Raw genomic sequence first — 22,945 nt, forward strand, 5'->3', positions numbered from 1 at the left:
AAAAATCAGTATATTATCTTGATAAATCGCCCTTTTCTATAGAAAAGGGCCACCATCAATCTATAATATATTTGTATTGTAAGAAATTGAGCTACAACTTTTTGGGGGTACCATAGTCCCTCATCGGGCTCCCCCTTGCACCCCCTCCCCGTTACACCCCCAGGCGGCCCCTAAAGCGGGGAGCATAAACAGAAGCTTGCCTTCGGCAAGCCACTCTTTGTAGACAGATCTCTTCGTAAAGGCTAGACCAATTCAAGCTGATTTTGACATTCCGATGCCTAAAAATCTCAATCTAGCCCAAATATTTATTTTGTATACACTCTACATCTCAGTAGTTACAGACTCTTTATTTGTACTCGTGCGTCAGGAGATTTTCTTAACGGCATCTCCATTTACAAAATCTCCCGACCTTGGGAGAATCATTCTGTATTCTGAGAGAATCTGGACGTAAAGATAGAATTAAGGCTCGTTTGCCTTTGCAAACATCGCGATGAGTTGGTATAAGATACTAATCTATGGGGAGATTTAAAAGCAGAAGTCACCGTTAAGAAAATCACACTGACAACCAGACTTAAATAAAAATATTGTAACTACTAAGACGACAAGTAACTATAAAAATATTAGTTAGACTAGATTGTGATTTTTAGGGGACTTTTGATTTTAAATCAGTAAGAATAAGGATAGTTAAATACGAAGTAATCCGTCATACTAAAGAAGATTTTTGAAAAAAATCTTCCTATTCCGCACTCCGCTTTAGGAGCCGAGAGGGGGTGAAATGGGGAGGTTTAAGGAGGGGCATGAGGGGGCATCGGCCGCCCCCTTCGCCCCTCCTTTAGTCGAAGTCATCAGCTTGATGACAACAATTCATCATGAGATGACAATACGAAGAATTAAAGTAAATAATAATATTATCTTGGATAATAAAAAAGGGGGTTTTAGGGGAAACACCCCTAAAATATTTTTATCTTGGATAAAAAATTGTAAATTCCTACTTATCTAGTATAATTTACCTAAGAAGCAAGTGCTTCTTTTATTTAACAGATGATGGTCAGGGATAGTCAGTATCTTTTGGCCTTTACTAGGATCTTAATTTTGCCATGATTAAGATTTTATTTATAATATTAGAAAGATTGAAGGTGATTTTATGGCAGGTCTTACTAATCAAATTGAAAGATTTTTAAAACTCATGCTTGAAGATAGCGTCGATGGGGCTCTTGAGATTGGGCGAAATGACTTGGCTAGTAGGTTTGATTGCTCGCCTAGTCAGATAAATTATGTCTTATCTACTAGATTTACCCCTTATAATGGCTATCTTATCGAAAGTAAGCGTGGTGGTAATGGTTTTATTAAGATTATAACCATTGTCGAAGAGGATGATTATATAAGTTATTTGTCAAAGAATCTTAAGAAGGAAATGAGTCAATCCAATGCTTATAGCTTGTTTGATGATCTTTTTGAGAGGGAGTATTTGACTGAAAATGAACTTTTGATGGCAAAATATGCCACTAGCGATAAATCTTTGGCTGATATAGAGCCAAGGGGTAGAAATAAAGTTAGATCAAGTATTGTAAGAAGCCTTCTTCTAAGCATACTAGCGAGGAGTTAATTATGAAATGTGATAAATGCGGAAAAGATGCGACTGTAAGCCTTAAGGTGATTTTTAATGGCAATAGTCATGACATCCACCTCTGCCAGGATTGCGTCAAAAAATACGCCAAGCTTCCTAAGGATGAGGATGTGAGCCAAATTCCGGCTGAAAATCTTAATTTTGATCCCAAGGCTCTTGAAGGCCTTATCAAAAATTTCGTGCCTAGCCTTGATGAAGTGATTAATTCTTTTTATGAATATAAATTTAATCAAAATAACAAAGATTTAGAATATATTATGAACCTTGATGACAAGGCCTGCCCTTATTGTGGCAATCTTGAGTCAAATATCAGGGAGGGAATCTTTGGTTGCCCTCATTGCTATAATCTGAATAAAAATTTAACTGAAAAGGTCCTTAAGACCTACAATAATTTATCAGAATATAAGGGCCGCTTCCCTAAGGCAGAAAGAGAATTTAGACAGGTCGCTGAAAGGATTAAAGACCTTTCCCAAAAGCTTGCCGAATCGGTTGAAACAGAGGATTACGAGCTTGCAGCCAATATAAAAGAAGAAATTGAACAACTAAATATGAAGGTGAAAAATTGAAAGAATTTAGCAAAGATATAATAATTTCTTCCAATCTTTCTCTAAGGAGAAACCTCAAAGGTTATGATTTTCCAACAACTATGACCTATGATGAGAGCCTGGTTATACTTGATATCTTTAAAAATATCTTTGATGACAAGCTTCTTCTCCTATCTGACCTTGACGATGAAACAATCGATAAACTAATCGACCAGATGATTTTAAGTGAGGATGCTCCAGACAAGCTTGCCCAAATCGGCGTAGTTTTTGAGGGGGATACGACCCTGGTTATCAATGATAGGGACCATCTTTCTATAAATATTTCAGGCTTTGACTTAGATCTTAACTCAGCCTATATGAGGGCAAATGAGATTGAAAAGGTCCTTGATGAACATTTGGATTTCGCCTTTTCTGGTGAATATGGCTACCTTACAAGCGGGGCGAGAAATTCTGGCAACGGTCTAGAAATAGCCATCAAGGCCTTCCTTTTTGGTCTTATTGACAATTCAAAGACCTACTTTGGCTTTAAGCAAGCCATGGTCTATGCTGGCATGTTCCCAAGACATTACATCCCTAAGGGCCTCAAATCATACGCAGATAAGGTCTATCTGCTCAAAAACTATGGCAATTATAGGGAAGATGTCTATTCATATCTAGCCAATGTGGAAAATGACTTGGCGACCATTGTCAAAAATGAGAGAAGATTTAGAAGAGATTACAAGATTTTAAACAATATAGACGATAGAAAAGTAAGAGAAGAAATAAAAATAATTGAAAACCAACTAGCAAATAATTTAGTAGAATCAAGGGAAAATCTAGCTAAAAACCTCTATGATCTTAAGAAATACAGGATTTTAGAATATGATACATCTCTTGACAATGACCAAATCGACTATTTGCTAGCAAATATAAATAGTCACAAGTACAAGGATAATTTCGACCAGGAAAGGTCAGCATTTTTAAAGAAATATATGGGAGAGCATTATGGAAAACAATAGACTTAATAGACTTACCCAGCAAGCAAGACGTGAGTCTTATGGCCTAAACCATGATTATATAGGCACTGAACACCTCTTGCTTGCCCTAATGAAGACAGGTTCAGATGCTAGCAAGGCCCTAGAGGCGGCTGGCGCTAATTACGAGCTCCTTCGCTCAATAGTCATAAATAATATAGGCAAGGGCACAGCCATAAGACCAGCCACAGAATATAGCAAAAAGGTAAGAAAAACCCTGGAAACTGCGAGGTTTTATGCCAAGCAAAGAAGGGATTTGACCACAAGCGAGGAAGATGTCCTCCTAGCTATCATAAATGACGAGGATTCCTTCACTAATATCATGTTCCTCCTATCTGGAGTGGACAAGGAAGAAATCAAGAAAAACCTAAGGGACTTAAGCAAACAGGCCAAGGAAGGCGAAAAATCAAATTCAGCCTTTAGCGAAAATATAACTAAATTTACCACCAATCTCAACGAGATGGCAGAAAATGGCAGAATTGACCCAGTTATAGGCAGGGATGATGAAATAAAAAGAATTGTCCAAATCCTAATGAGAAGGACAAAAAATAACCCAATCCTAATCGGCGAACCAGGTGTAGGAAAAACAGCCATCGCAGAAGGCCTTGCAGCCCAAATTGTCGAAGGCAAGCTTCCAGCCATCATGAAGGATAAGACCATCCTATCACTTGATATGGCAAGCATGATCGCAGGCACCAAATACAGGGGAGACTTTGAAGATAGGCTCAAGAAGCTCTTCGAAGAAGCTGCCCAATCTGACAATCTCATCCTTTTCATAGATGAGTTTCACATGGTCCTAGGGGCAGGAGCCGCAGAAGGATCAATGGATGCAGCCAATATCCTAAAGCCAATCCTTGCCAAGGGCGATATCCAGATAATAGGGGCTACAACCATTGAAGAATACAGAAAACACGTAGAAAAGGACTCAGCCCTCACCCGCCGTATGCAGCCAATCCAAGTCGATGAGCCAAGCGTGGAAGATGCTAAAAAGATAATTCTTGGGCTAAAGGATAAGTACGAAGACCACCACGATGTCAAAATCACAGATGAGGCAGTAGATGCGGCAGTAGACCTATCAGACAGGTATATCACAGACAGGTTCCTTCCAGATAAGGCCATAGACCTCATAGATGAGGCAAGCTCAAAGGTGAGGATTGCAGCCTTTAAGGAAAATCCTCAAGACGAAGATCCAGAAGATATCCTAGAAGAATTGAAAAATCAAAAGGACCAAGCCGTAGCTGACCAAGATTTTGAAAAGGCAGCCAAGCTTCGTGATATAATCAACCAAAAGAAATTCGACCTAGAAAATAAAGAGGAAGAAGAAGTCTCAGAGGCCCTAGCCATAGGCTATGAAGAGATAGCAAATATAGTCGCTAGCTGGTCCAAAGTCCCAGTAGAAAGGCTAACAGAAGATGAAAAGGCCAAATATGCAAAGCTTGATACAAACTTAGCAGGAACAGTCATCGGCCAAAATGATGCCATAGAATCTGTAGCCCACGCCATAAAAAGGGCAAGAGTCGGCCTTAAAAATCCAAACAAACCAATAGGATCTTTCATCTTTGTAGGCCCAACCGGAGTCGGTAAAACCTACCTAGCCAAAAGCCTAGCCAAGGAGCTCTTCGGTTCTGAAGAAAACCTCATTAGAATGGATATGAGTGAATACATGGAGAAATTCGCAGTCTCAAGACTAGTAGGATCTCCTCCAGGCTATGTGGGCTATGAAGAAGGTGGCCAACTTACAGAATCAGTCAGGACCCACCCATACTCAGTAATCCTCTTTGATGAAATCGAAAAGGCCCACCCAGATGTCTTCAACCTCCTCCTCCAAATCCTAGATGATGGAAGGCTCACAGATGGCCAAGGCAGGACAGTAGATTTCAAAAATACAATCATAATCATGACATCAAATGTAGGTGTAGCAAGCCTTAATAAGTCCACATCTATAGGATTTAGCCTAGCAGAAGATGAAGAGGCAGCTGACAATGAAAAGGCCAAGGAAGTAATTGGCCAGGCAATAAAAGATTCCTTCGCTCCAGAGTTTTTAAATAGATTAGATGAAGTAATCATGTTCAATGCCCTAGGCAAGAAGGACATCAAGGAAATCACAGGACTCATGCTAGAAAAAACCAGGGAAAGACTCAGGGAAATAGGCATAGAAATCGTCTATGACGACAAGCTAGTAGATCTTCTAGCCAAGGAAGGCTTTAACAGCGAATACGGAGCAAGGCCACTAGAACGCCACATCACAAAGATGATTGACGATAGACTAGCAGAAGATATCCTAGATAATAAGCTAGATAAGGACATGACAATCAGAATATCAGTCAGAAATGACAGTCTAGTCTTTATAAATATAAGCAATACCAAGGTCGCAGAAAAAATCAAAAAAGAGGCCTTAAAAGTCAAATAAATTTTAAAAGCAGCCCTAAAATTTCGGGACTGCTTTTATTTTGCCAATATAAGGGCCAAATCCTTTAGTTATGGGCCCTACTTGTGGTATAATAATTAGAATGAGAGGCTTTTATGATTATTAATAACTTAGAAGAATTAAAGAAATTTGCAGATAAGCTTGCCCCAATCCTTGAGGATGGGGATGTAATAAATTTGAAGGCTGACATGGGATGTGGCAAGACTACCCTAGTTACAGCCATTTGTAAGAATTACGGGATCAATGACACCTCATCGCCAACCTTTGCTTTGGTCAATATTTATGAGGGCGATAGGACTGTCTACCACCTAGACCTCTACAGGTTTGAGGACCCAGATGAGATTCTTGATATAGATTTTGAAACTTATTTTTATCCAGAAGGCGCTATCACCTTCCTAGAATGGGCAGAAAATGTAAGCGGATACCTGCCAGATGATATGATTGATATAGAGATTAAAAAGCTTGATGAAAATAGACGAGAGATAAGGATAGCTGATTCGACAGAAAGGGCGAGGAAGATTAATGAATTACTTAGCAATTGATACATCTACAATGATTTCAACTGTGACCATAGCCGATGATAAGGAAATCTTGGGGGACTTTAATGTCAACCAACTAAAGACCCACTCAGAAAGCTTGGTGCCTATGATTGAGACCCTTCTTGATCTTCTTGGTATGAAGGTTTCAGATATAGACACCTTTATCATTGCCCATGGTCCAGGCTCTTTCACAGGCCTTAGGATAGGCATGACCATTGCCAAGACCCTAGCCCAGGTGGAAAATAAGGACCTACTTACAATTTCAACCCTAAGAGCCATGGCAGCTGGCTCTACTTCAAATAAATTTAGGGCACCGATGATAGATGCCAGGTCTACCAGAGTTTATGCAGGTCTTTTTGATGAAAATCTCAATGAAATCATCAAGGAAGACCTTTACGAAATCGATGACTTTGCAAGGCTTGTCAATGACAAGGGCCTTGAGGTAGAACTCATTGGCCTTCTTAATGATAAATACTTTGATAAATTTGAAAGGGCAGTTAAGGCTCCAATCAACCTTAATACCTGCATTGGTGGCGGCCTGATAAGACTGGCCCAGACAGGAGATTATAAGCCAAGGCCACTTTTTGAGATAGGTCCAAATTACCTTAGAAAGAGCCAGGCGGAAAGGGAATTTTTGAAAAATGATAAGAGAAATGACTGTAAATGATACAGATAGGGTTTATCAAATAGAAAATGACTCCTTTTTTGAGCCATGGACAAAAAAACAACTCCTCAAAGAATTTGAAGACAACTCATTTCTAAAACACATAGTCTATGAAAAGGACGGGGAAGTGGTAGGTTTTTATATAGTTAGCCATATCCTTGATGTTGTTGAAATCTTCACCATTGCGGTTGATAAGGATTTCAGGGCAGAGGGGATTGGAACAATCCTCTTAGACGATATTATAAAAAGAAGCGAAGCGAGCGATGTAAATGAGATTTGGCTAGAAGTTTCTACCAAAAATACCGTCGCCATCAAGCTTTACAAGAAATTCGGCTTTGTAAGCCAAAAGATCAGAAAAAATTACTACCAAAAGACAGGCGAAGATGCCTACAACATGATAAGGAAGATACATGAGTGATTTTTATACCTTGGCCATAGAGACATCTTGCGATGATTCCTCTGTAGCCATCCTAAAAAACGAAAGAGAATTATTAACCAACCTCATCTCAAGCCAGATAGATATCCATGCGCTCTTTGGTGGGGTTGTGCCGGAGATTGCCTCTAGAAAGCACCTAGAAGCCATCAATCCTCTCATAGAAAAGGCTCTAAGAGATGCAGACCTTTCCTACGATGATATAGACTTGATTACTGTAACCAAGGGCCCAGGTCTAATAGGCTCTCTCCTTGTTGGAATATCAGCAGCCAAGGCCCTAGCTTTAGCCACTGGTGCACCCCTTGTAGGAGCCAACCACATGAAAGGCCACATCTGTGCTAACTATCTATCAAACCCAGACCTTAAGCCACCTTTCATCTGCCTAGTCGTATCAGGCGGTCACACCTATCTTTGCAAGGTCAAAGATTACACAGATATAGAAGTAGTCGGTACCACCAGAGATGATGCAGCCGGCGAATCTTACGATAAGATAGCAAGAAAGATTGGCCTAGGCTATCCAGGCGGCCCCAAAATTGATAAGCTAGCCAAGGAAGGTAATGGAGCAGCAATTGATTTTCCAAGAGTCATGCTAGAAAAAGACTCCTACGACTTCTCCTTCTCAGGCCTAAAGACAGCAGTCCTAAACTATGCCAACCAAGAAGAACAAAAGGGAAGAGAAGTCAACAAGGCAGACCTTGCGGCAAGCTTCCAAGAAGCAGTAGTAGATGTCCTAGTCGCCAAATCTCTAAGGCTTCTAGAAGAAACAGGCTACAAAAACTTCGCCATATCAGGGGGAGTTGCAGCCAATTCTAGACTAAGACAGAGATTTGAAGAAGAGCTAGGCAAGAGAGAGATTGGATTTTATTATCCAGATCCGATATTATGTACAGACAATGCAGCCATGATAGCAATGGCAGGCTACCTGGACTACCAGGCAGGCATAAGGGATGACAACTTTATGAAAGTCTATCCCAACCTAGACTTATGATATGAAAAGAAGAAAGAAAAATTCGTCATTAAAAAAATATAATAAACTAAACAAAATTTCAAGCCTAATCTGGGTCCTAGCCGGTTTAGGCATATTTGGCTTTGGGATTTATTACAAGGAAATCTTTGAGAAAATATTCGGGGTCTTAGCCGCAATTTATGGACTTGTTAGCTTATCCACAAGCAAAAGCCCAGCTGCAATCAAAAAATCCGAGCAAGGAAGACTTGCCTTTTTAGGTCTTCTTCTAATAATCTATTCCCTAGTCAACCCACTGGGAAATATAGCCATCCTCTTTGACATCTACAAGAGAGACTGGGTCATAAGAGGAGGCCTAGATGAGAAGAAGTAAAAAGCTAATCTTTCTAGTTCTCTTAATATTAATAGGCCTATCATCCACATCTTGTGTCAAAAGAAGACTGGCAAGCCTTGAAAAATCAAGGGTGGAAAGAGACATGCAAGAAAATATAGGCCCTTTAACAGAAAGCTTCTATCCAGACAAAATCGCAGAATTTAGCGAAGAAAAATATCTAAAGTGGTTCAAAGCCCTAAAAGGTCCAGCTAAGCTCAAACTCCCAGCCCCACAAGAGCCTAAAAAACTCACCAAGGCCGAAATGGTCGAAGACTTCGAATACCTATTTGCAGAATTAAAGGAAAATTATCCTTTCTTTGGTGTCCTAGATAGGAAATATGACATAGACTTTCTAGCCAATCACGATATCTACTTAGCAAGGATAAAGGCCTGCGAAAACGACCAAGACTTCATCGACGCCATAACAGACATCATGGGAGAGCTTCATAATTACCACGCCAAAATCGCCGACAGGGCCTATGTACAGACCACCCTCAGCTATTATTCACAAAATTGGAACCAACCATCGATCTACTATGAATTTATCAACCTAAATAGGCAAGCAGTCAGAAACAGGTATGACCTAGAAGGCGTTCAATCCAGGGCCAACTCAGGCAAAATAAGAAGGAAAAAATCAGGCGATGCCAAAACAGCTGCTAACCTCAGCCTAACCAGCGAAGGTGACCTAGCCATCCTCAAAGTAAGCCAGATGCTAGATGATAAGTCTATCGAAAAGGATGAGGAAATCCTAGACGAATTCTTAAGAAACAAACACATGTACAAGGGTCTAGTCATAGATATAAGAGACAATGTAGGCGGCAACATGGAATATTGGAAAAACTTCCTCTTGCCAAAGCTAGTCACAGAGCCAAAACAAGTCACAAACCACATGTTCTTCAAAGACTCAGCCAAGACCAGACTTCTCTTATCAGATGACACCATAAATGTCGAAAAACTCTCAAACGTCGACATCACAGGCATAAAACTAGACCATGCAGAAGATTTAAAAGACTTCGCCTACTACATCAAAGACATCGTAGCCATAAACCCAGACGAAAGCAAAAAAGACAACGGCTACGAAGGTAAAATCTTTCTCCTAGTCGACAAAGACGTCTTCTCAGCAGCCGAAGGCTTCGCATCCTTCATCAAGCACACAGAGCTAGCCACCATAGTAGGCAGCCAAACAGGAGGCGACGGGATAACACTTGGAGTAATAAACTCAGTCCTCCCAAATTCAGGCCTAGTCTACACCTACACCAACACCCTAGGCTATGCCCCAGATGGCACCATCAACGAAGAAAACCCAACCACCCCAGACATAGAAACAGGCACCTACAGACAATCCCTACAAAGCATAGAAAGCCAAATTCAAAATTAAGAGACCCAAAATGGTCTCTTTTTAAATGGGAAAAGCTAGTTATAAAGATTAATTATCATTATCAATGGGTGTGTGCTAGTAGGCTTTATATAATGAATACTATATTGGAGATTCTTTATATAATAGATCAAATTATATAGGATTGTCTGAATTTGCAATGATTGGTCTAAGGGCTTTATTAGAAATTTGGATAATATATCTAAAAATTTCCCCAAGCAAAAAGCCCGAGTTTATGGTCTCAGGCTTTGGTCTTATTTTTTGTCTTTATTTTTATTTAGGATTGCAAAGGCTCCTATAGCCACTACTAAAATTATTCCAACATAGGCTATGCCTTTTATACCTGTTTTTACATAGGATGTGGATGAGGTATTGGTTGGGGCATCTTTCTTGTCATCTGTTTGTGATGACTTGTCTTCTGCTCCGCCTATGGTCACTGTTTCTGGTGTGCCGCTGATTGGGTTTGGGGCGGTGCTTGTAGTCTGGCTATTGTCTGTGACTGTGGTTGTTGCAGGTGTGGAACTTGTTTGGTCTGTACTAGTTGTTTGGCTTGAGTCAGAGGCTTTAACTTCGCTTTCTAGGAATTGTTTGATAAAATTATTATCGTCAAGAGGTAGGGTAAATCTTCCGTCATTCTTGAGTTCATCTTCACTGATATAGTCGTTGTTGTCAGTGTTCATATTATCAAGCTCTTTTCTTTGATCAGCTGATAATTTTTCGTAAGCCTCCTTAATCTTAGGATTGCTAGACTTGTAGAAGGCGGAATTCTCGTTAATCTTATCTTCGCCCACCTTCATCTCATTGCCGCTAGATAGGTAGCTAGGGTTTCTAAGAGATGTAGACTCGTGTTTGAGAGGCTTGGCGGTATTTGTTTTAACTACTTGGTCAAGCTTTTTGTATAAGTCCTCTATACTTGCCTTATCAGCTTCACTTAAAGCCTCGCCATTTTTAATCTTCTCATTGGCAGAGGTCAAATATTCATAGACTTCCTTAAAAATATCATCATAGGATTTTCTTGCTTCGCCAGATGTATTCTTGTAATAAAGCGAATTTATAGCTGCTTCATAATAGGCATGGAGGGTGTTAAGGTCGGTCTTATCAAGCTTATCAGCATAGAAAAGCTCGCCCTTAATGATATAATCATTGACCCTAGCCTTGATAGCTGCAATATCAAGGTCCACTGCGACCTTCTCTCCACTAGCATCCATAAGCTTGGTCAAAGAATCAAGCCCAGCCGCAAGAGCCTCCTTATCAGCGGATTTGGTATTTACAAGCTTGACATAATCAGTCAAATCAAGGCTTGGGATATTTCTAGCCTCTTCAATCTTAGAAATAAGGGCAAACCTAGCATCAAACTCCTCAATATAGAGAGGATCCTTAGCAAAATCCACCGTAAGCTCAGTATTTTCATCATCGCTAACCACATCACTTGCAAGAATTTGAAATAATGAATTAGCCACTTTATCATCATCACTAGCAAAAGATTGGCCACAAAGCCCCACAAAGAGCCCCAAAGCCATAAAAGTCGCTAGAGTTTTCTTAAAATTAATTCTCATAATATCTTCCTTTACTCATATAGATATATTATATAGAAATATAGGGAAAAATCAACAAGAAAAGCCTTAAAAAGCTGGCCTATTTGTGGGAAATTGGGCCTTTTGTAAAGAAGTATAAAAAGAGCAGACCCTTTAGAGCCTGCTCTATGATGTTTGTAAATATTTTTTTGAACTATTAGGAAATTCCTAAGAGTTGGGTTTGAATGTATAGTTTATTCAATTGTTAAAGCAGGAAATTACTTTTGAAATGTAGAATATTAGATGTTACAATTTTATTATACACTTTTACAAAAATATTAGAAACACCTCTTTAATAATAGTATTTTAATCTATGTATCTGGTTTATTAATTCTAAAGGTTATTAAAATATATGATATAATAATACCTAACGAGGTATTTAGTATTGTATAGAAATTTCTATAATTTATTACTACTAGGAAATGAATAATTTAATATATGTTGTTTTTGAAATGGGAATAAATTAATAACATCTTTCAAAAGTTTTTTATGTTAGTAAAAGATTAGTACAAGGGAATGTGAGAATGTTATATACAGTAGATTTTAAAATGTTTGATGGAGGAAAACATAATATGATTACAAAAAAAAATTTGAAAGACTTATTATTATATCTGGGATATGAAGAAGATGAAGGAGATTTTTCTTACAATTTTATAGAATCTAACTGTGATATAATAGTAGACTTTAATAATGAAAAGATTATTTATCCAACTGATAAAGGGTTGATAGTTAATGAGAGGCAGACAACAAATTTTTCAGATAATGAAAATTTTGTTGTCTTAGAATGTATTCATAGATTATTAGAAAAAGGATATCTACCTTCTCATATTGAGATAGAAAAGAGATGGTCATTAGGACATTTGCAAAAGAGTGGACGAGCTGACATTTGTGTTAAAAATGCAACAGGTGATGATATGCTCTTCATTATTGAGTGTAAGACCTATGGAGATGAATTTGAAAAAGAACTGAACACTTTAAAGACAGATGGAGGACAACTCTTTTCATATTTACAGCAAGAAAAATCTACGAAATGGCTTATGCTTTATGCTTCAGACTTTAAAGATGGGAAATTAGAACACCAAGTAAAGACTATTCCAGTATTTGACACAGAAGAAACTTTGGAGAAAGCAAAAAAAGATAAAAGCTTGGAATTATATGAATATGCAAACTCAAAAGAAAAAACTTTTAGAACCTGGGTTGACACTTATGATAAAAAAATATATGGAGATTTAATTTTATCAGAAGATACTGTTGCCTACAATATAGGTGAAAAGCCTCTTAGAAAAAAAGATTTAAAAGAATTTAATCCAAGAGATAAAATTGTAAATAAATTTGAAGAGATTTTAAGGCATAATAATGTATCTGATAAAGAAAATGCTTTTAATAAATTGACGGCTCTTTTTATATGTAAATTAGTAGATGAGATAAATAAAGATGAAGATGACATTGTTGAGTTTCAATATAAGTTTGGAACTGATACTTATGAAACACTATTAGATAGGCTTCAAAGACTATATAAGGAGGGAATGGATAAATTTATGAAAGAAGAAATTTTTTATGTTTCTTCGGAGTATCCTATTTCGTTATTTTCAGAATACAAAGGTCAGAATAGAAAAAATGCTATAGAAAGCTTGAGAGAAACTTTCAGAAAATTAAAATTTTTTTCAAATAGTGATTTCGCCTTTAAAGATGTGCACAATGAAAATCTTTTTAAACAGAATGGTAGGATATTGGTAGAAGTTGTTAAATTATTTGAACCATATAGAATAGTGTATCCTTCTAAACATCAATTTTTGGGAGATCTATTTGAGCAACTATTAAACCAGGGTTTTAAACAAAATGAAGGACAGTTCTTTACTCCTATACCTATCACAAGATTTATATGGGAATCCCTACCATTAGAAAATTTATCAAGTCTTTCAAAACCTGATGGATACCCTAAAATCATAGATTATGCTTGCGGAAGTGGTCATTTTTTAACAGAAGGAATTGATATTATTAATGAGATAAAATCAAATAATGATAATAGTTGGATAAGGGAAAACATTTATGGCATTGAAAAAGACTATAGATTAGCAAGGGTTTCAAAAATATCTCTTTTTATGAACGGAGCTGGAGATGGGAATATTATTTTTGGAGATGGATTAGACAATCATAAAGAGAAGGGAATAACAGACAATTCCTTCGATATTTTGGTTGCAAATCCACCTTATGCTGTAAAGTCATTTAAAAGTCATTTAAAATTAAAGGAAAATGAGTTTGAATTGGCAGAATTTATTTCTAATGAAGGCAGTGAAATAGAAGTTTTATTTGTTGAAAGAATCAATCAACTATTAAAACCTAATGGTATAGCAGCAGTAATATTACCTTCACCTTTATTGAGTAACACTCAAAAAAGTTATGAGGGAGCTAGGAGCGAGATATTAAAAAACTTTATGATTAAGGCTGTAGCACAATTTGGAAATAAGACATTTGGGGCAACAGGTCAAAATACTATTGTCTTATTTTTACAAAAATATAATGAACCACCCAAATATTTTAAAATTATTGAAGATTCGGTAGAGTCAATTTTTAATAATATGATGACTAATGAATGGATGGATAATGAAATATTTAATGCTTACTTATATCATATAGGAGTAAATAGAGATGTTTATATTGATTTTATAGAAGAAAAGATCAATTATAATGATTTCATAGAAAATAGTTATTTTAGGATGTATGCAGATGTATTTGAAAACTCTACCGAACTTAAGAATTTAAGAAGTAGAAAGACATTTGAAAAATTACCAAAAGAAAAACAAGTAGATGAAATAAACAATATTTTTTATTCATATGCTAAAGATATTGAAAAAGAAAAATTGCTCTACTTTGCGATTGTTAGGGAACAAAAAACATTAGTTATAAACGCTCCTACTAAAATATCTGATCAATATAAATTCTTAGGATATAAATGGTCTAATAGAAAAGGGAGTGAGGGTATTGATATCATAGAAATGGGTGGAATGCTTTATAACCCCGATAATTCAAAGAGCGTTAATCATATAGCTACATTTGTAAATAAGTCCTTTAATAACGATATTATAGAAGTTCCAGAAAATCTGATAGAATATTTAAATTATCTAGATACTAAAAATATGCTAGATTTTGAAAGAGAAAAATTTGACAAAAGTATAAGATTATCTGTCAAAAATGAAATTCTATCAAATTATATATTGCAAAACCTTGGAACAATATGTTTATATATAAAAAATGGAAAAGATGTAGAACAAAGTACGGATAGAAAAAAATATATGGTATCTAGAATTGAAACTATATCATCAGAAAAATTTGATTTAAATTCAGTTCAGTACACAGACGATGAGGTTGATGATGATTATTTTTGGAAAAAGGGTGATATAGCCTTAAGCCATATAAATAGTTTGGATCATATTGGAAAGACTGCATACTTTGACAGTGATAAAAAAATAATTCATGGTATTAATACGTTAAGAATTAAGGTAAATGATGATATAGTGGATAGTAAGTTTGTTTATTTATTTACTAAATTAGAATATTTCAAAAAAGAGGTTCAAAGGTTATGCAAGAGAGCTATAAATCAAGCAAGTATAAGTATTGGAGATTTATCAACTATAAAAATGCCTGTTCCTCCGTTAGACGTTCAAGCTAAAATAATTTCAGAATGTGAAAAACTTGAAGAAAAATATGAAAATACCCGAATGAAGATTGAAGAATACAGGGAGCAAATACAAAAGATTTTTGAAAATCTTGAGGTCATAAAAACTAGCGGGGGGGGGGTACAGACTAAGTGATTCCAACCTATTCAGCATATTTATAGGAAAGAGAGTTGTCCAAAATGAATTAACAGAAAATGGAATACCAGTATATAGTGCAAACGTATTTGAACCTATTGGTAATATAGATAAGAATTTATTAAAAGATTTTGATTCACCTAGTATTATATGGGGGATTGATGGAGACTGGATGGTAAATATACTCCCTAAAGGGTATGAGTTCTATCCTACGGATCATTGCGGTGTCATGAAAGTTGATGAAGATATAATTAATCCAAGATACATGACATATGTATTAAAAAAAGAAGGAGATTCTATTGGATTTTCAAGGTCCCATAGGGCATCAATTGATAGGATAAAAAGTTTAACTATAGATTTACCAAATATTGAAATCCAGAACACAGAGATGAACAAAGTCTATGAGTTGGAGAGCAAAATTAAAGCATTAACAGAAAATCAAATAGACTTGGATGTAGAAATAAATAAGACTTTAAAAAAATATATTTAATGAATAGAGTTATTAGAGATTGTGATTTCCAAGAAGATTAGGTGAAAAGTTTTGAAATCAGTTATATACCAGGATCAATATTTTAATTAAGCTTATTGGTTGTAATAGTACAAAATGTAAAAGTCTTAAAGATTACTGAATTTTCATATAATATTTATAATATGATGGGTAGACAATTGGGCTTGTCTACCACAAAAAAGCCAGGAGTGTATTTTACATACATCACCTGGCTTTTTTTGTGGTTATTTGTCAAGGCTAATTAATTTCGAATTTATAAAAAGACACTTACCCTTGACGCATTTGGACTCTTAATGTACAATTATATTAGAAACATACAAAGGAGGATTTTTATGAAGGATATTGATAAGGTGCTTGAGGATTTTCGTGAGTCTAGGAAGGCTATTAAGAAGGGCTTGCCTGCTAGGGATAATATTTTATATATTTTTGATTCTTTGACTGAGGATAGGCAGGCTAAGCTTTTATCCTATGCTGAGGATGTTTTTTATTCTCAGAGATACCAGGAAAAAACTTGTGAGGTACCTATTCTTAATATGAAGCTGGTTGACTAGTTTTCTTGAATTTTTTGTATTTCAATATATAATGATATTACCTAAAAGGTAATTTTGTGGAGCTCATATGAAAATTCTTTATAAGAATAAAAAATTAGAAAAACAGTGTACTGACCTTAAAGTTGCCAAGAAAGACTTTGGTGATAAGGTTGGAAGAAGGCTGCTTAAAGCCATTAACTTTATTAATGAGGCTCCTAATCTTAGCCTTATTATAGATTTTAGACCTTTTCATTTTCATGATTTGAAGGCTGACAGGAAGGGCCAGTATGCCATTGATATAGGCACTAGGAGAGACGGCTATAGGCTTATTTTGGAGTTTGATGAGGAAGATGTTTTTGTAAATGCAATTTATATCGAAGATGTTTATATAGCAGAAATGGGGAAACATTATGAGTAATTATATTGAATATGAAAATTTAATAGGATTTCACCCAGGATCTTATGTTGAGGATATTATTGATGATTTAAATATTAGTCAAAATGAATTTGCAGAAAGACTTGGTACCTCTTCTAAGACTGTTAGTGAGCTTGTTAATGGTCTTTGCAATATCAGTCCTGATTTAGCTTACAAACTTGAACAGCTAACTTCTATTAGCTTTGAGATGTGGATGAATCTTCAAAATGCTTATGATAAGAAGAAGGCAGAGATTGAGGCTAGGGTGGTAAGTGATGAGGATGAAGTTGTTGATAAGATTGATTTAAAATATTTTAAAGTTCATGGCCTTATTGAGGATAAAAAGTATTTTAGAGAAGAAAAAAAAGAGGTTTTGAGGTCAAAACTTAATGTGGCAAATCTTTTGTATTTTAAGAAGTTTAATTCCCAGGTTAGCTACAGAAATAAGGATGCTTTTAGCGATGAGTCTATTGTTAACTCTAACGTTATGTTGGAGCTTGCTGAGAACATTTCTCGAAATAAGACTGATACGAAGCTTAATATTAATAAGCTTAAATCATCTTATGAAGAAATCAAGAGATTGATTTTAAAAGATTATGATGAGTTTCTTCCTGCTTTAAAGGATATTTTGTTAGATTGCGGAATTGTTTTAGTTGCCTTGCCACACCTTAGAAATTCTGGACTAAATGGGGCTTGTAAAAAGTTTAAAAATGGCTCTGTCTTGTTGCTTATTACCGATAGGAATAAGAGGGCGGATATTTTTTGGTTTTCTTTATTACACGAATTGGGCCATATTGTAAAAAAAGATTTTTATACCAATGAATTGGATATTAAAGAATACGAATCTAAGGAAAGAATTGCTAATGATTTTGCAGCTGACTTTTTGATTGATAAGGAAGGGTATAGAAATTTTGTAGAAGGTGGGGACTTTTCTATAGATGCTATAGAGAAATTTGCGGAAGCAGAAAATGTGCTTACTTGTATCCTTACAGGAAGGCTTAAAAATGATGGCCTGATTGATCACAAAGCCTACAATTCTTATAATACTTATTATGAAATTAGTCTGGATAATGATGAAGTTAAATCTGCATAGGTTAAGTAAATTATTGAATTTAAAAAGGGAAGCTTAGGAAGCTTCCTCTTTTATTGCGTGAATTTAACTTACATAAATCTCATTTTAATTTTTTTCCTACAACAGTCCGATGAGTTTTTCTCCTATTAGGGTTATTGATGTGATGATTATGAAGCATGTTCCTCCTAGGGCTAGGGGTTTGGAGCCTGATTTTACTAGTTTTACTATGTCGCTGTTGAAGCCTATGGCTGACATTGCCATTACTATGAAAAATTTGGATAGGTCTTTGAAGGGTTTGAAGTATCCTATGTCTACTCCCTTGGCGAGGGCTATGGTTGTGATTAGGCTTGCTATTATGAAATATATTATGAAAAATGGAAATATTTGTTTGATGGATATTTTTTTGTTATCATCTGTGTCTGTTTTTTTCATTCTTATGAAGGCTAGGCCTAGGCATATTGGGATTATGGCGAGGGTCCTGGTTAGCTTGACGGTGACTGCTTCATCTAGGGTTTGACTTCCTAGGTTGAATATTGTGTCCCATGTGGATGCTGTGGCTGTGACTGATGATGTGTCGTTTACTGCTGATCCTGCAAATATTCCGAAGGCGTGACCGTTGGCGTGGCTAAAGCCGATTAGCTGTCCTAGGCTTGGGAAAAGAAGAGCGGCTAGGATGTTGAAAAAGAATATTACTGATATAGCTTGGGCGATTTCATCTTCGTCTGCATCTATTACTGGTGCGGCGGCTGCTATGGCAGATCCTCCACAAATTGATGAACCTACTCCAACTAGTGTTGCTATGTGGTCTTTGATGAGGCCTGTTTTGCTGGCTATGAATGCTACTAATAGTGAGCTTGATATGGTTGATAGGATGATTGGTAGTGATTCTCTTCCTGTTTTTAATACTAGACCTAAATCTAGTCCGAATCCTAGGAGGATTACGGCGTATTGTAGGATTTTTTTTGAGGTGAATCTTACTCCGTCCATGTAGGGTGTTTTGTTTTTGATTATTTGACCAAGGACCATGCCTATTAGTATTGCAAATACTGCAGGTCCTACTAGGGGCACTTTTTTGCCTATGAATTGAGATATACTTGCTATTAGGAGGCAGAGTATGATTCCCCTTATATTTTTTTCTATTGATTTTGTCATGTTTTCTCCTTCCGTTTTTTTATTATAGCAGGGGATTATCATAATGTAAAATTATAATTATTTACTATATTATAAATTTTTGTTATGATTATTAGGGAGGATTTTATGTTGGATTTTAGAATTGAAAGTTTTTTGGCGGTTTGTGAGTATCTTAATTTTACTAAGGCGGCGGAGAGTCTGAATATTACCCAGCCTGCCATATCTCAGCATATTAAATATTTGGAAAATTATTATAATTGTAAGCTTTTTTGTAGGAATAAGAAAAATTTATCTTTGACTGACCAGGGCAAGATTTTAAGGGCGGCGCTCCTTTCCATGTCAAATGACGAGCATAGGCTAAGGAAGCTCCTTGGCAAGAAAAAATCCCAGGGGGAGAAGATTTCTCTTGGTTTTACGAGGTCGGTTGGTGAGTATATAGTCCTTGATAAACTAATTGCCTTGATTAAGGAGAAAGCGACTTGTGATTTTCATATTTATTATGAAAATACCGATGAGATTTTGAGGGATATTGATAGTGGGAAGATTGATTTTGCAATTATTGAGGGGTTTTTGGATGGTAAGGATTATTTTGCCAAAAAATATAAGAGTGATAGGGTCCAATGCATTTGCCACAGGGACCATGTTTTTCAAAGACCTATCACAAAGCTGACTGATTTGCTAGATGAGAGGATTATCATAAGGGAAGAGGGGTCTGGTACTCTTGCAATTCTTAAAAATTTCCTCTATATGGATAATATAGATACAAAGGATTTTGCAAATATTATTGAGATTAATAATATGCACGCTATTGTTGAGCTTCTTAAGGCAGACTGCGGTATTAGCTTCTTGTTTGAGTCTTGTGTTGAAAAGGAATTGAGGGAAAAGGAACTTAGGATTGTAGAGTTGGAGGATTTTAATCTGACCCATGATATGTCTATTGTGGCCAGCAAGAACTCCATATTTTTGGATTTGTATTTAGAAATAGCTGAAAAATTGTAAGAAAAAGATGTGTGTTCTTGTTTTGAGTAATTAGTATTAAAAAAGGGAAGCTTAAATAAGCTCCCTCTTTTAGTGCATAAATTTAGAACCCGTAAGTATCCCCGTATATCTCATAGGCTGCTTGTTGGGTGCCTTCGCCGGCGGCGAATTTGTAGACTGTGACTTCTCCTAGGTCTTTGTCTTTTACCTTGTAGACTCCCATTGGGATGGCCCAGGTTTTGACTAGTTCACTTCCATCTTCTTGGATGAAGGTGGCTGTGTCTATGTCTCCGCAATAGTCTAGGCTGATTAGGATTTTCTCGCCTGTTCTTTTGCTGGCTAGGAGGGTGTAGGTTGTAATTTTTGGGTCTGTTTTGTTTTCTGCTTTTATTTCTTTTTTGTCTCTGATGTTGCCTAGGATTTTGATTACTGGTTGAGGATCTTTTGTTTCTAGGTCTAGGTCTGATAGGGTTTTATCTTCAAACCTATCTTTAAAATAGGCTGATTGGCCGATGTTATATAAGATATTGGCTGAATATTCTATAAATTTTAGGCCGCCTTCTAGGTCTTTGACCCCACCTATGGCTTGTTTTTTCTCTTCTTTGTAATTTTCTAGGATCCTTACGCCTATGGATATACCTTCAGAGTGGCTAAATTTTTCCTTGGTGATTGTGTTTATGCCTTGTGTCTTCTTTGGCCCATTGGTCTGGCTTGTTGGATCTTCGTTGCTTATTTTTGGGAATTGCTTGCCTAGTTCAAAGACGTTTGAGTTGTTTTCGTCGATGTTTCCTTTTTTTACATCTGGATATTCTTTCATGAATACTAGGTCTTTGATGTCGGTGTATTCTTTGTGGTGTTTTTTGGATAGCATGTAGGCTCCTGCCTTGCCATCTGGATAGTCAGGTTTGTAGTAGAGATCTACTGTGTAGCCCTTGTTTTCTAGGTCTGTAATCTTTGAGTCTGGCAAGTGGAAGGTGAATTCTTCTCCGAGCATGCCTTGGTTAAAGTTGTGTGCATCGACATACCTAGTTGTGACCCCATTTTCTTCAAAACTTCCAGATTTTGGGGTTTGGTAGGAAAACTTTGTTAGTCTAACGCTATAGGTATTATCGTCAATTTTTTTAGGGTTGGCAAATTGGCCCTTAAAGAGGCTGTAGGACATATTTTGACCATCACCGTAGTAGCATGAACCATCAAAATTGCCATCCTTGCGGAAATATATTTTTTCACCGCTGTCTACCAGGCAATCGTAGAAGATTTTACCCTGAAGGTCTGCAAAAAGGTCGAACTGGTTGTTCTTTTTGATAGTATCTTGGCCATCTTTTATAGTAGCATTGCCGTTTTCATCCTTTTCTAGGATGTCTTCGTCATTATCAATTTCATCCAAGTCTTCATCTTCGAGCATATCTTCATCTTCATTTTCATAATCAAAGTAGTCATCGCCTAAGATGTCCTTGGCGTAGTCTTCGCTGGCCTTGCCTGCACGGATTTTACCTTGTCTTAGGAGAAAATCTATGTCATTTTTCACCATACTGCATGATGACAGGATAAAGGCTAGGGCAAGTATACCAAATATTTTCTTTTTCATGGTGGCTCCTTAGTTTATTTTATTCTATTATATCATATTGCGACTTTGTTTAAAAACTTTTATTGAGGTATCTAATTACTAAGATATTTTTTGTGGTTGCTTTTGAGTTTGAAGCTTATTTTGACAGGTGATTTTTATAGATTGACATTTTTTTGCAAAAAGTGTTTAGAAGAGATATTCTGGGGTAATTTTATAAGAGAAAAGAGAGGAGAAAAGATGAAAAATATTGTAATTGCAGGCGGTGGAGTCCTAGGTAGTCAAATCGGATTTCAATCAGCCTATAGAGGAAAAAATGTTACTTTTTGGCTAAGAAGCGAGGAATCAATCGGTAGAGCTAAGCCAAAAATTGAAAAATTATATATGACCTATCTGGCAGAGCTAGACCATGCCAAGGCTCAAATTGGTAAAGAAAATCCAGATTATGCAAGGGCCTTGATAGAAGATTTTGCAAATATAAGCCCAGAAGAGATTGATAAGCTAAAAGAGGATGTAAAAAAAGCCTACGAATCAATCAAATACGAAACAGACTTGGCCAAGGCCATGGAAGGGGCAGACTTTGTAATCGAGGCTATAGCTGAGGTTGCAGATGTAAAACACGACTTCTTTAAAAAGATTAAGGACCTTTTAGGAGCTGATACAATTCTAGCTTCCAACTCATCAACCATGCTCCCATCAACTTTCAAGGATGATGCAGGCAGACCTGAAAATTATCTTCACTTCCACTTTGCCAACCACATCTGGAGAAATAACCTTGCAGAGATTATGGTAACACCAGAAACATCTGATAAGGTAAGAGAAGCTGTGGAAGTCTATGCCAGAGAAATCACCATGATTCCAGTAGTAATCAAAAAGGAAAGGCCAGGCTATCTTCTAAATTCCCTTCTAGTACCACTATTAAGTGCAGCCCAAGAGCTAGTAGCAGGCGAATATGCAAGTTTTGAAGATGTAGACATGGCTTGGAAAGTTGGTGCAGGAGCCCCAAGAGGACCTTTCGAAATCCTAGATATTATAGGCCTTATGACACCATACAACCTTGCCAAATACAAGGAAGGGGCAGATGACCCATCTACAATGGCAGGTAAGATTGTAAAAATGCTTGAAGAAAAGATAGAAGCAGGTAAAACCGGCATGGCAGCAGGCGAAGGTTTCTACAAATATGACGAAAAGGGTAGAAAAATCAAATAAAAGCTTAAAAGGCGAGGATTTTGACCTGAACCCCAAAATCCGGAATACGGATGGAGGGGTTTTAGTATGCCAAAATACACAAAAGAATTTAAAATCAAACTAGTAACGGAATATTTATCAGGGGAATCTGGAGGCAGTCCGATGGTTGCTAAAAAATATGATATACCCGAAGGTACATTACAAAACTGGAT

At 36.6% G+C, this 22,945-nt stretch carries 21 protein-coding genes; 18 read left to right on the forward strand and 3 right to left on the reverse strand.

The window, feature by feature from the left end; all coding sequences use genetic code 11:
• Positions 1-775 precede the first annotated feature (775 nt).
• From NH288_RS09090 to NH288_RS09140, 11 genes are all read left to right on the forward strand, one after another.
• Positions 776-1,000, forward strand: coding sequence for a hypothetical protein (locus tag NH288_RS09090; RefSeq protein ID WP_265214792.1), 225 nt, complete (start codon positions 776-778; stop codon positions 998-1,000).
• Positions 1,001-1,144: 144 nt separating this feature from the next.
• The gene (locus NH288_RS09095) at positions 1,145-1,606 is read left to right on the forward strand and encodes a CtsR family transcriptional regulator (RefSeq protein WP_265214793.1); all 462 of its coding nucleotides are present in this window, start codon (positions 1,145-1,147) and stop codon (positions 1,604-1,606) included.
• A 2-nt stretch (positions 1,607-1,608) separates the two neighbouring features.
• Positions 1,609-2,193: a UvrB/UvrC motif-containing protein gene (locus NH288_RS09100; RefSeq protein WP_265214795.1), complete on the forward strand. Its 585-nt coding sequence runs from the start codon at positions 1,609-1,611 to the stop codon at positions 2,191-2,193.
• Positions 2,190-3,170: an ATP--guanido phosphotransferase gene (locus NH288_RS09105; RefSeq protein WP_265214797.1), complete on the forward strand. Its 981-nt coding sequence runs from the start codon at positions 2,190-2,192 to the stop codon at positions 3,168-3,170. The genes NH288_RS09100 and NH288_RS09105 overlap by 4 nt, the downstream gene beginning before the upstream one ends.
• The gene (locus tag NH288_RS09110; RefSeq protein ID WP_265214799.1) at positions 3,157-5,595 is read left to right on the forward strand and encodes an ATP-dependent Clp protease ATP-binding subunit; all 2,439 of its coding nucleotides are present in this window, start codon (positions 3,157-3,159) and stop codon (positions 5,593-5,595) included. The genes NH288_RS09105 and NH288_RS09110 overlap by 14 nt, the downstream gene beginning before the upstream one ends.
• A 113-nt stretch (positions 5,596-5,708) precedes the next feature.
• A complete protein-coding gene (tsaE, locus tag NH288_RS09115) occupies positions 5,709-6,155 on the forward strand; it encodes a tRNA (adenosine(37)-N6)-threonylcarbamoyltransferase complex ATPase subunit type 1 TsaE (protein ID WP_265214800.1) in 447 nt (148 codons plus the stop codon).
• Positions 6,136-6,819, forward strand: a complete 684-nt coding sequence (gene tsaB, locus NH288_RS09120) for a tRNA (adenosine(37)-N6)-threonylcarbamoyltransferase complex dimerization subunit type 1 TsaB (protein ID WP_265214802.1) — start codon at positions 6,136-6,138, stop codon at positions 6,817-6,819. The genes tsaE and tsaB overlap by 20 nt, the downstream gene beginning before the upstream one ends.
• Complete coding sequence (rimI, locus tag NH288_RS09125) at positions 6,806-7,234, forward strand: ribosomal protein S18-alanine N-acetyltransferase (RefSeq protein ID WP_321161884.1); 429 nt, start codon at positions 6,806-6,808, stop codon at positions 7,232-7,234. Before tsaB ends, rimI begins: the two co-directional genes overlap by 14 nt.
• A complete protein-coding gene (gene tsaD / locus NH288_RS09130) occupies positions 7,227-8,237 on the forward strand; it encodes a tRNA (adenosine(37)-N6)-threonylcarbamoyltransferase complex transferase subunit TsaD (RefSeq protein ID WP_265214806.1) in 1,011 nt (336 codons plus the stop codon). Before rimI ends, tsaD begins: the two co-directional genes overlap by 8 nt.
• Position 8,238: 1 nt before the next feature.
• Positions 8,239-8,586, forward strand: coding sequence for a hypothetical protein (locus NH288_RS09135; RefSeq protein WP_265214808.1), 348 nt, complete (start codon positions 8,239-8,241; stop codon positions 8,584-8,586).
• Positions 8,573-9,964 (forward strand): S41 family peptidase, encoded by a 1,392-nt coding sequence (locus NH288_RS09140; RefSeq protein ID WP_265214810.1) that lies wholly within the window; start codon positions 8,573-8,575, stop codon positions 9,962-9,964. Before NH288_RS09135 ends, NH288_RS09140 begins: the two co-directional genes overlap by 14 nt.
• A 251-nt stretch (positions 9,965-10,215) precedes the next feature.
• Here the strand turns inward: NH288_RS09140 and NH288_RS09145 are convergent, their stop codons facing one another.
• A complete protein-coding gene (locus NH288_RS09145) occupies positions 10,216-11,517 on the reverse strand; it encodes a hypothetical protein (RefSeq protein ID WP_265214812.1) in 1,302 nt (433 codons plus the stop codon).
• 542 nt (positions 11,518-12,059) lie between these two features.
• Here NH288_RS09145 and NH288_RS09150 point away from each other — a divergent pair.
• The 5 genes from NH288_RS09150 to NH288_RS09170 all read left to right on the forward strand — a co-directional run bounded on the left by NH288_RS09150 (position 12,060) and on the right by NH288_RS09170 (position 17,893).
• On the forward strand, positions 12,060-15,347 hold the full coding sequence (locus tag NH288_RS09150; protein ID WP_265214814.1) for an N-6 DNA methylase: 3,288 nt from the start codon (positions 12,060-12,062) through the stop codon (positions 15,345-15,347).
• 16 nt (positions 15,348-15,363) lie between these two features.
• Positions 15,364-15,837, forward strand: coding sequence for a restriction endonuclease subunit S (locus NH288_RS09155; protein ID WP_265214829.1), 474 nt, complete (start codon positions 15,364-15,366; stop codon positions 15,835-15,837).
• Between the two features lie 350 nt (positions 15,838-16,187).
• The gene (locus NH288_RS09160; protein WP_265214815.1) at positions 16,188-16,406 is read left to right on the forward strand and encodes a hypothetical protein; all 219 of its coding nucleotides are present in this window, start codon (positions 16,188-16,190) and stop codon (positions 16,404-16,406) included.
• 67 nt (positions 16,407-16,473) lie between these two features.
• Positions 16,474-16,803, forward strand: coding sequence for a hypothetical protein (locus NH288_RS09165; RefSeq protein WP_265214817.1), 330 nt, complete (start codon positions 16,474-16,476; stop codon positions 16,801-16,803).
• Positions 16,796-17,893 carry a HigA family addiction module antitoxin gene (locus NH288_RS09170; RefSeq protein WP_265214819.1) on the forward strand — a complete coding sequence of 366 codons (1,098 nt, stop codon included), beginning with the start codon at positions 16,796-16,798 and terminating at the stop codon, positions 17,891-17,893. The genes NH288_RS09165 and NH288_RS09170 overlap by 8 nt, the downstream gene beginning before the upstream one ends.
• A gap of 96 nt (positions 17,894-17,989) precedes the next feature.
• Here the strand turns inward: NH288_RS09170 and NH288_RS09175 are convergent, their stop codons facing one another.
• Positions 17,990-19,024, reverse strand: a complete 1,035-nt coding sequence (locus NH288_RS09175) for a YeiH family protein (protein WP_265214821.1) — start codon at positions 19,022-19,024, stop codon at positions 17,990-17,992.
• A gap of 105 nt (positions 19,025-19,129) precedes the next feature.
• On the opposite strand from NH288_RS09175, the gene NH288_RS09180 reads away from it, so the two are divergent.
• Entirely contained in the window at positions 19,130-20,002 is an 873-nt protein-coding gene (locus NH288_RS09180; protein ID WP_265214823.1) for a LysR family transcriptional regulator, read from the forward strand.
• 82 nt (positions 20,003-20,084) lie between these two features.
• Here NH288_RS09180 and NH288_RS09185 read toward each other — a convergent pair whose 3' ends face one another.
• Positions 20,085-21,569 (reverse strand): hypothetical protein, encoded by a 1,485-nt coding sequence (locus tag NH288_RS09185; protein WP_265214825.1) that lies wholly within the window; start codon positions 21,567-21,569, stop codon positions 20,085-20,087.
• 216 nt (positions 21,570-21,785) lie between these two features.
• Here NH288_RS09185 and NH288_RS09190 point away from each other — a divergent pair, with 216 nt between their 5' ends.
• A complete protein-coding gene (locus NH288_RS09190) occupies positions 21,786-22,754 on the forward strand; it encodes a 3-hydroxyacyl-CoA dehydrogenase (RefSeq protein ID WP_265214827.1) in 969 nt (322 codons plus the stop codon).
• Positions 22,755-22,945 lie beyond the last annotated feature (191 nt).

This window comes from Anaerococcus sp. NML200537 (assembly GCF_026131715.1).
Taxonomy (GTDB): domain Bacteria; phylum Bacillota; class Clostridia; order Tissierellales; family Peptoniphilaceae; genus Anaerococcus; species Anaerococcus kampingae.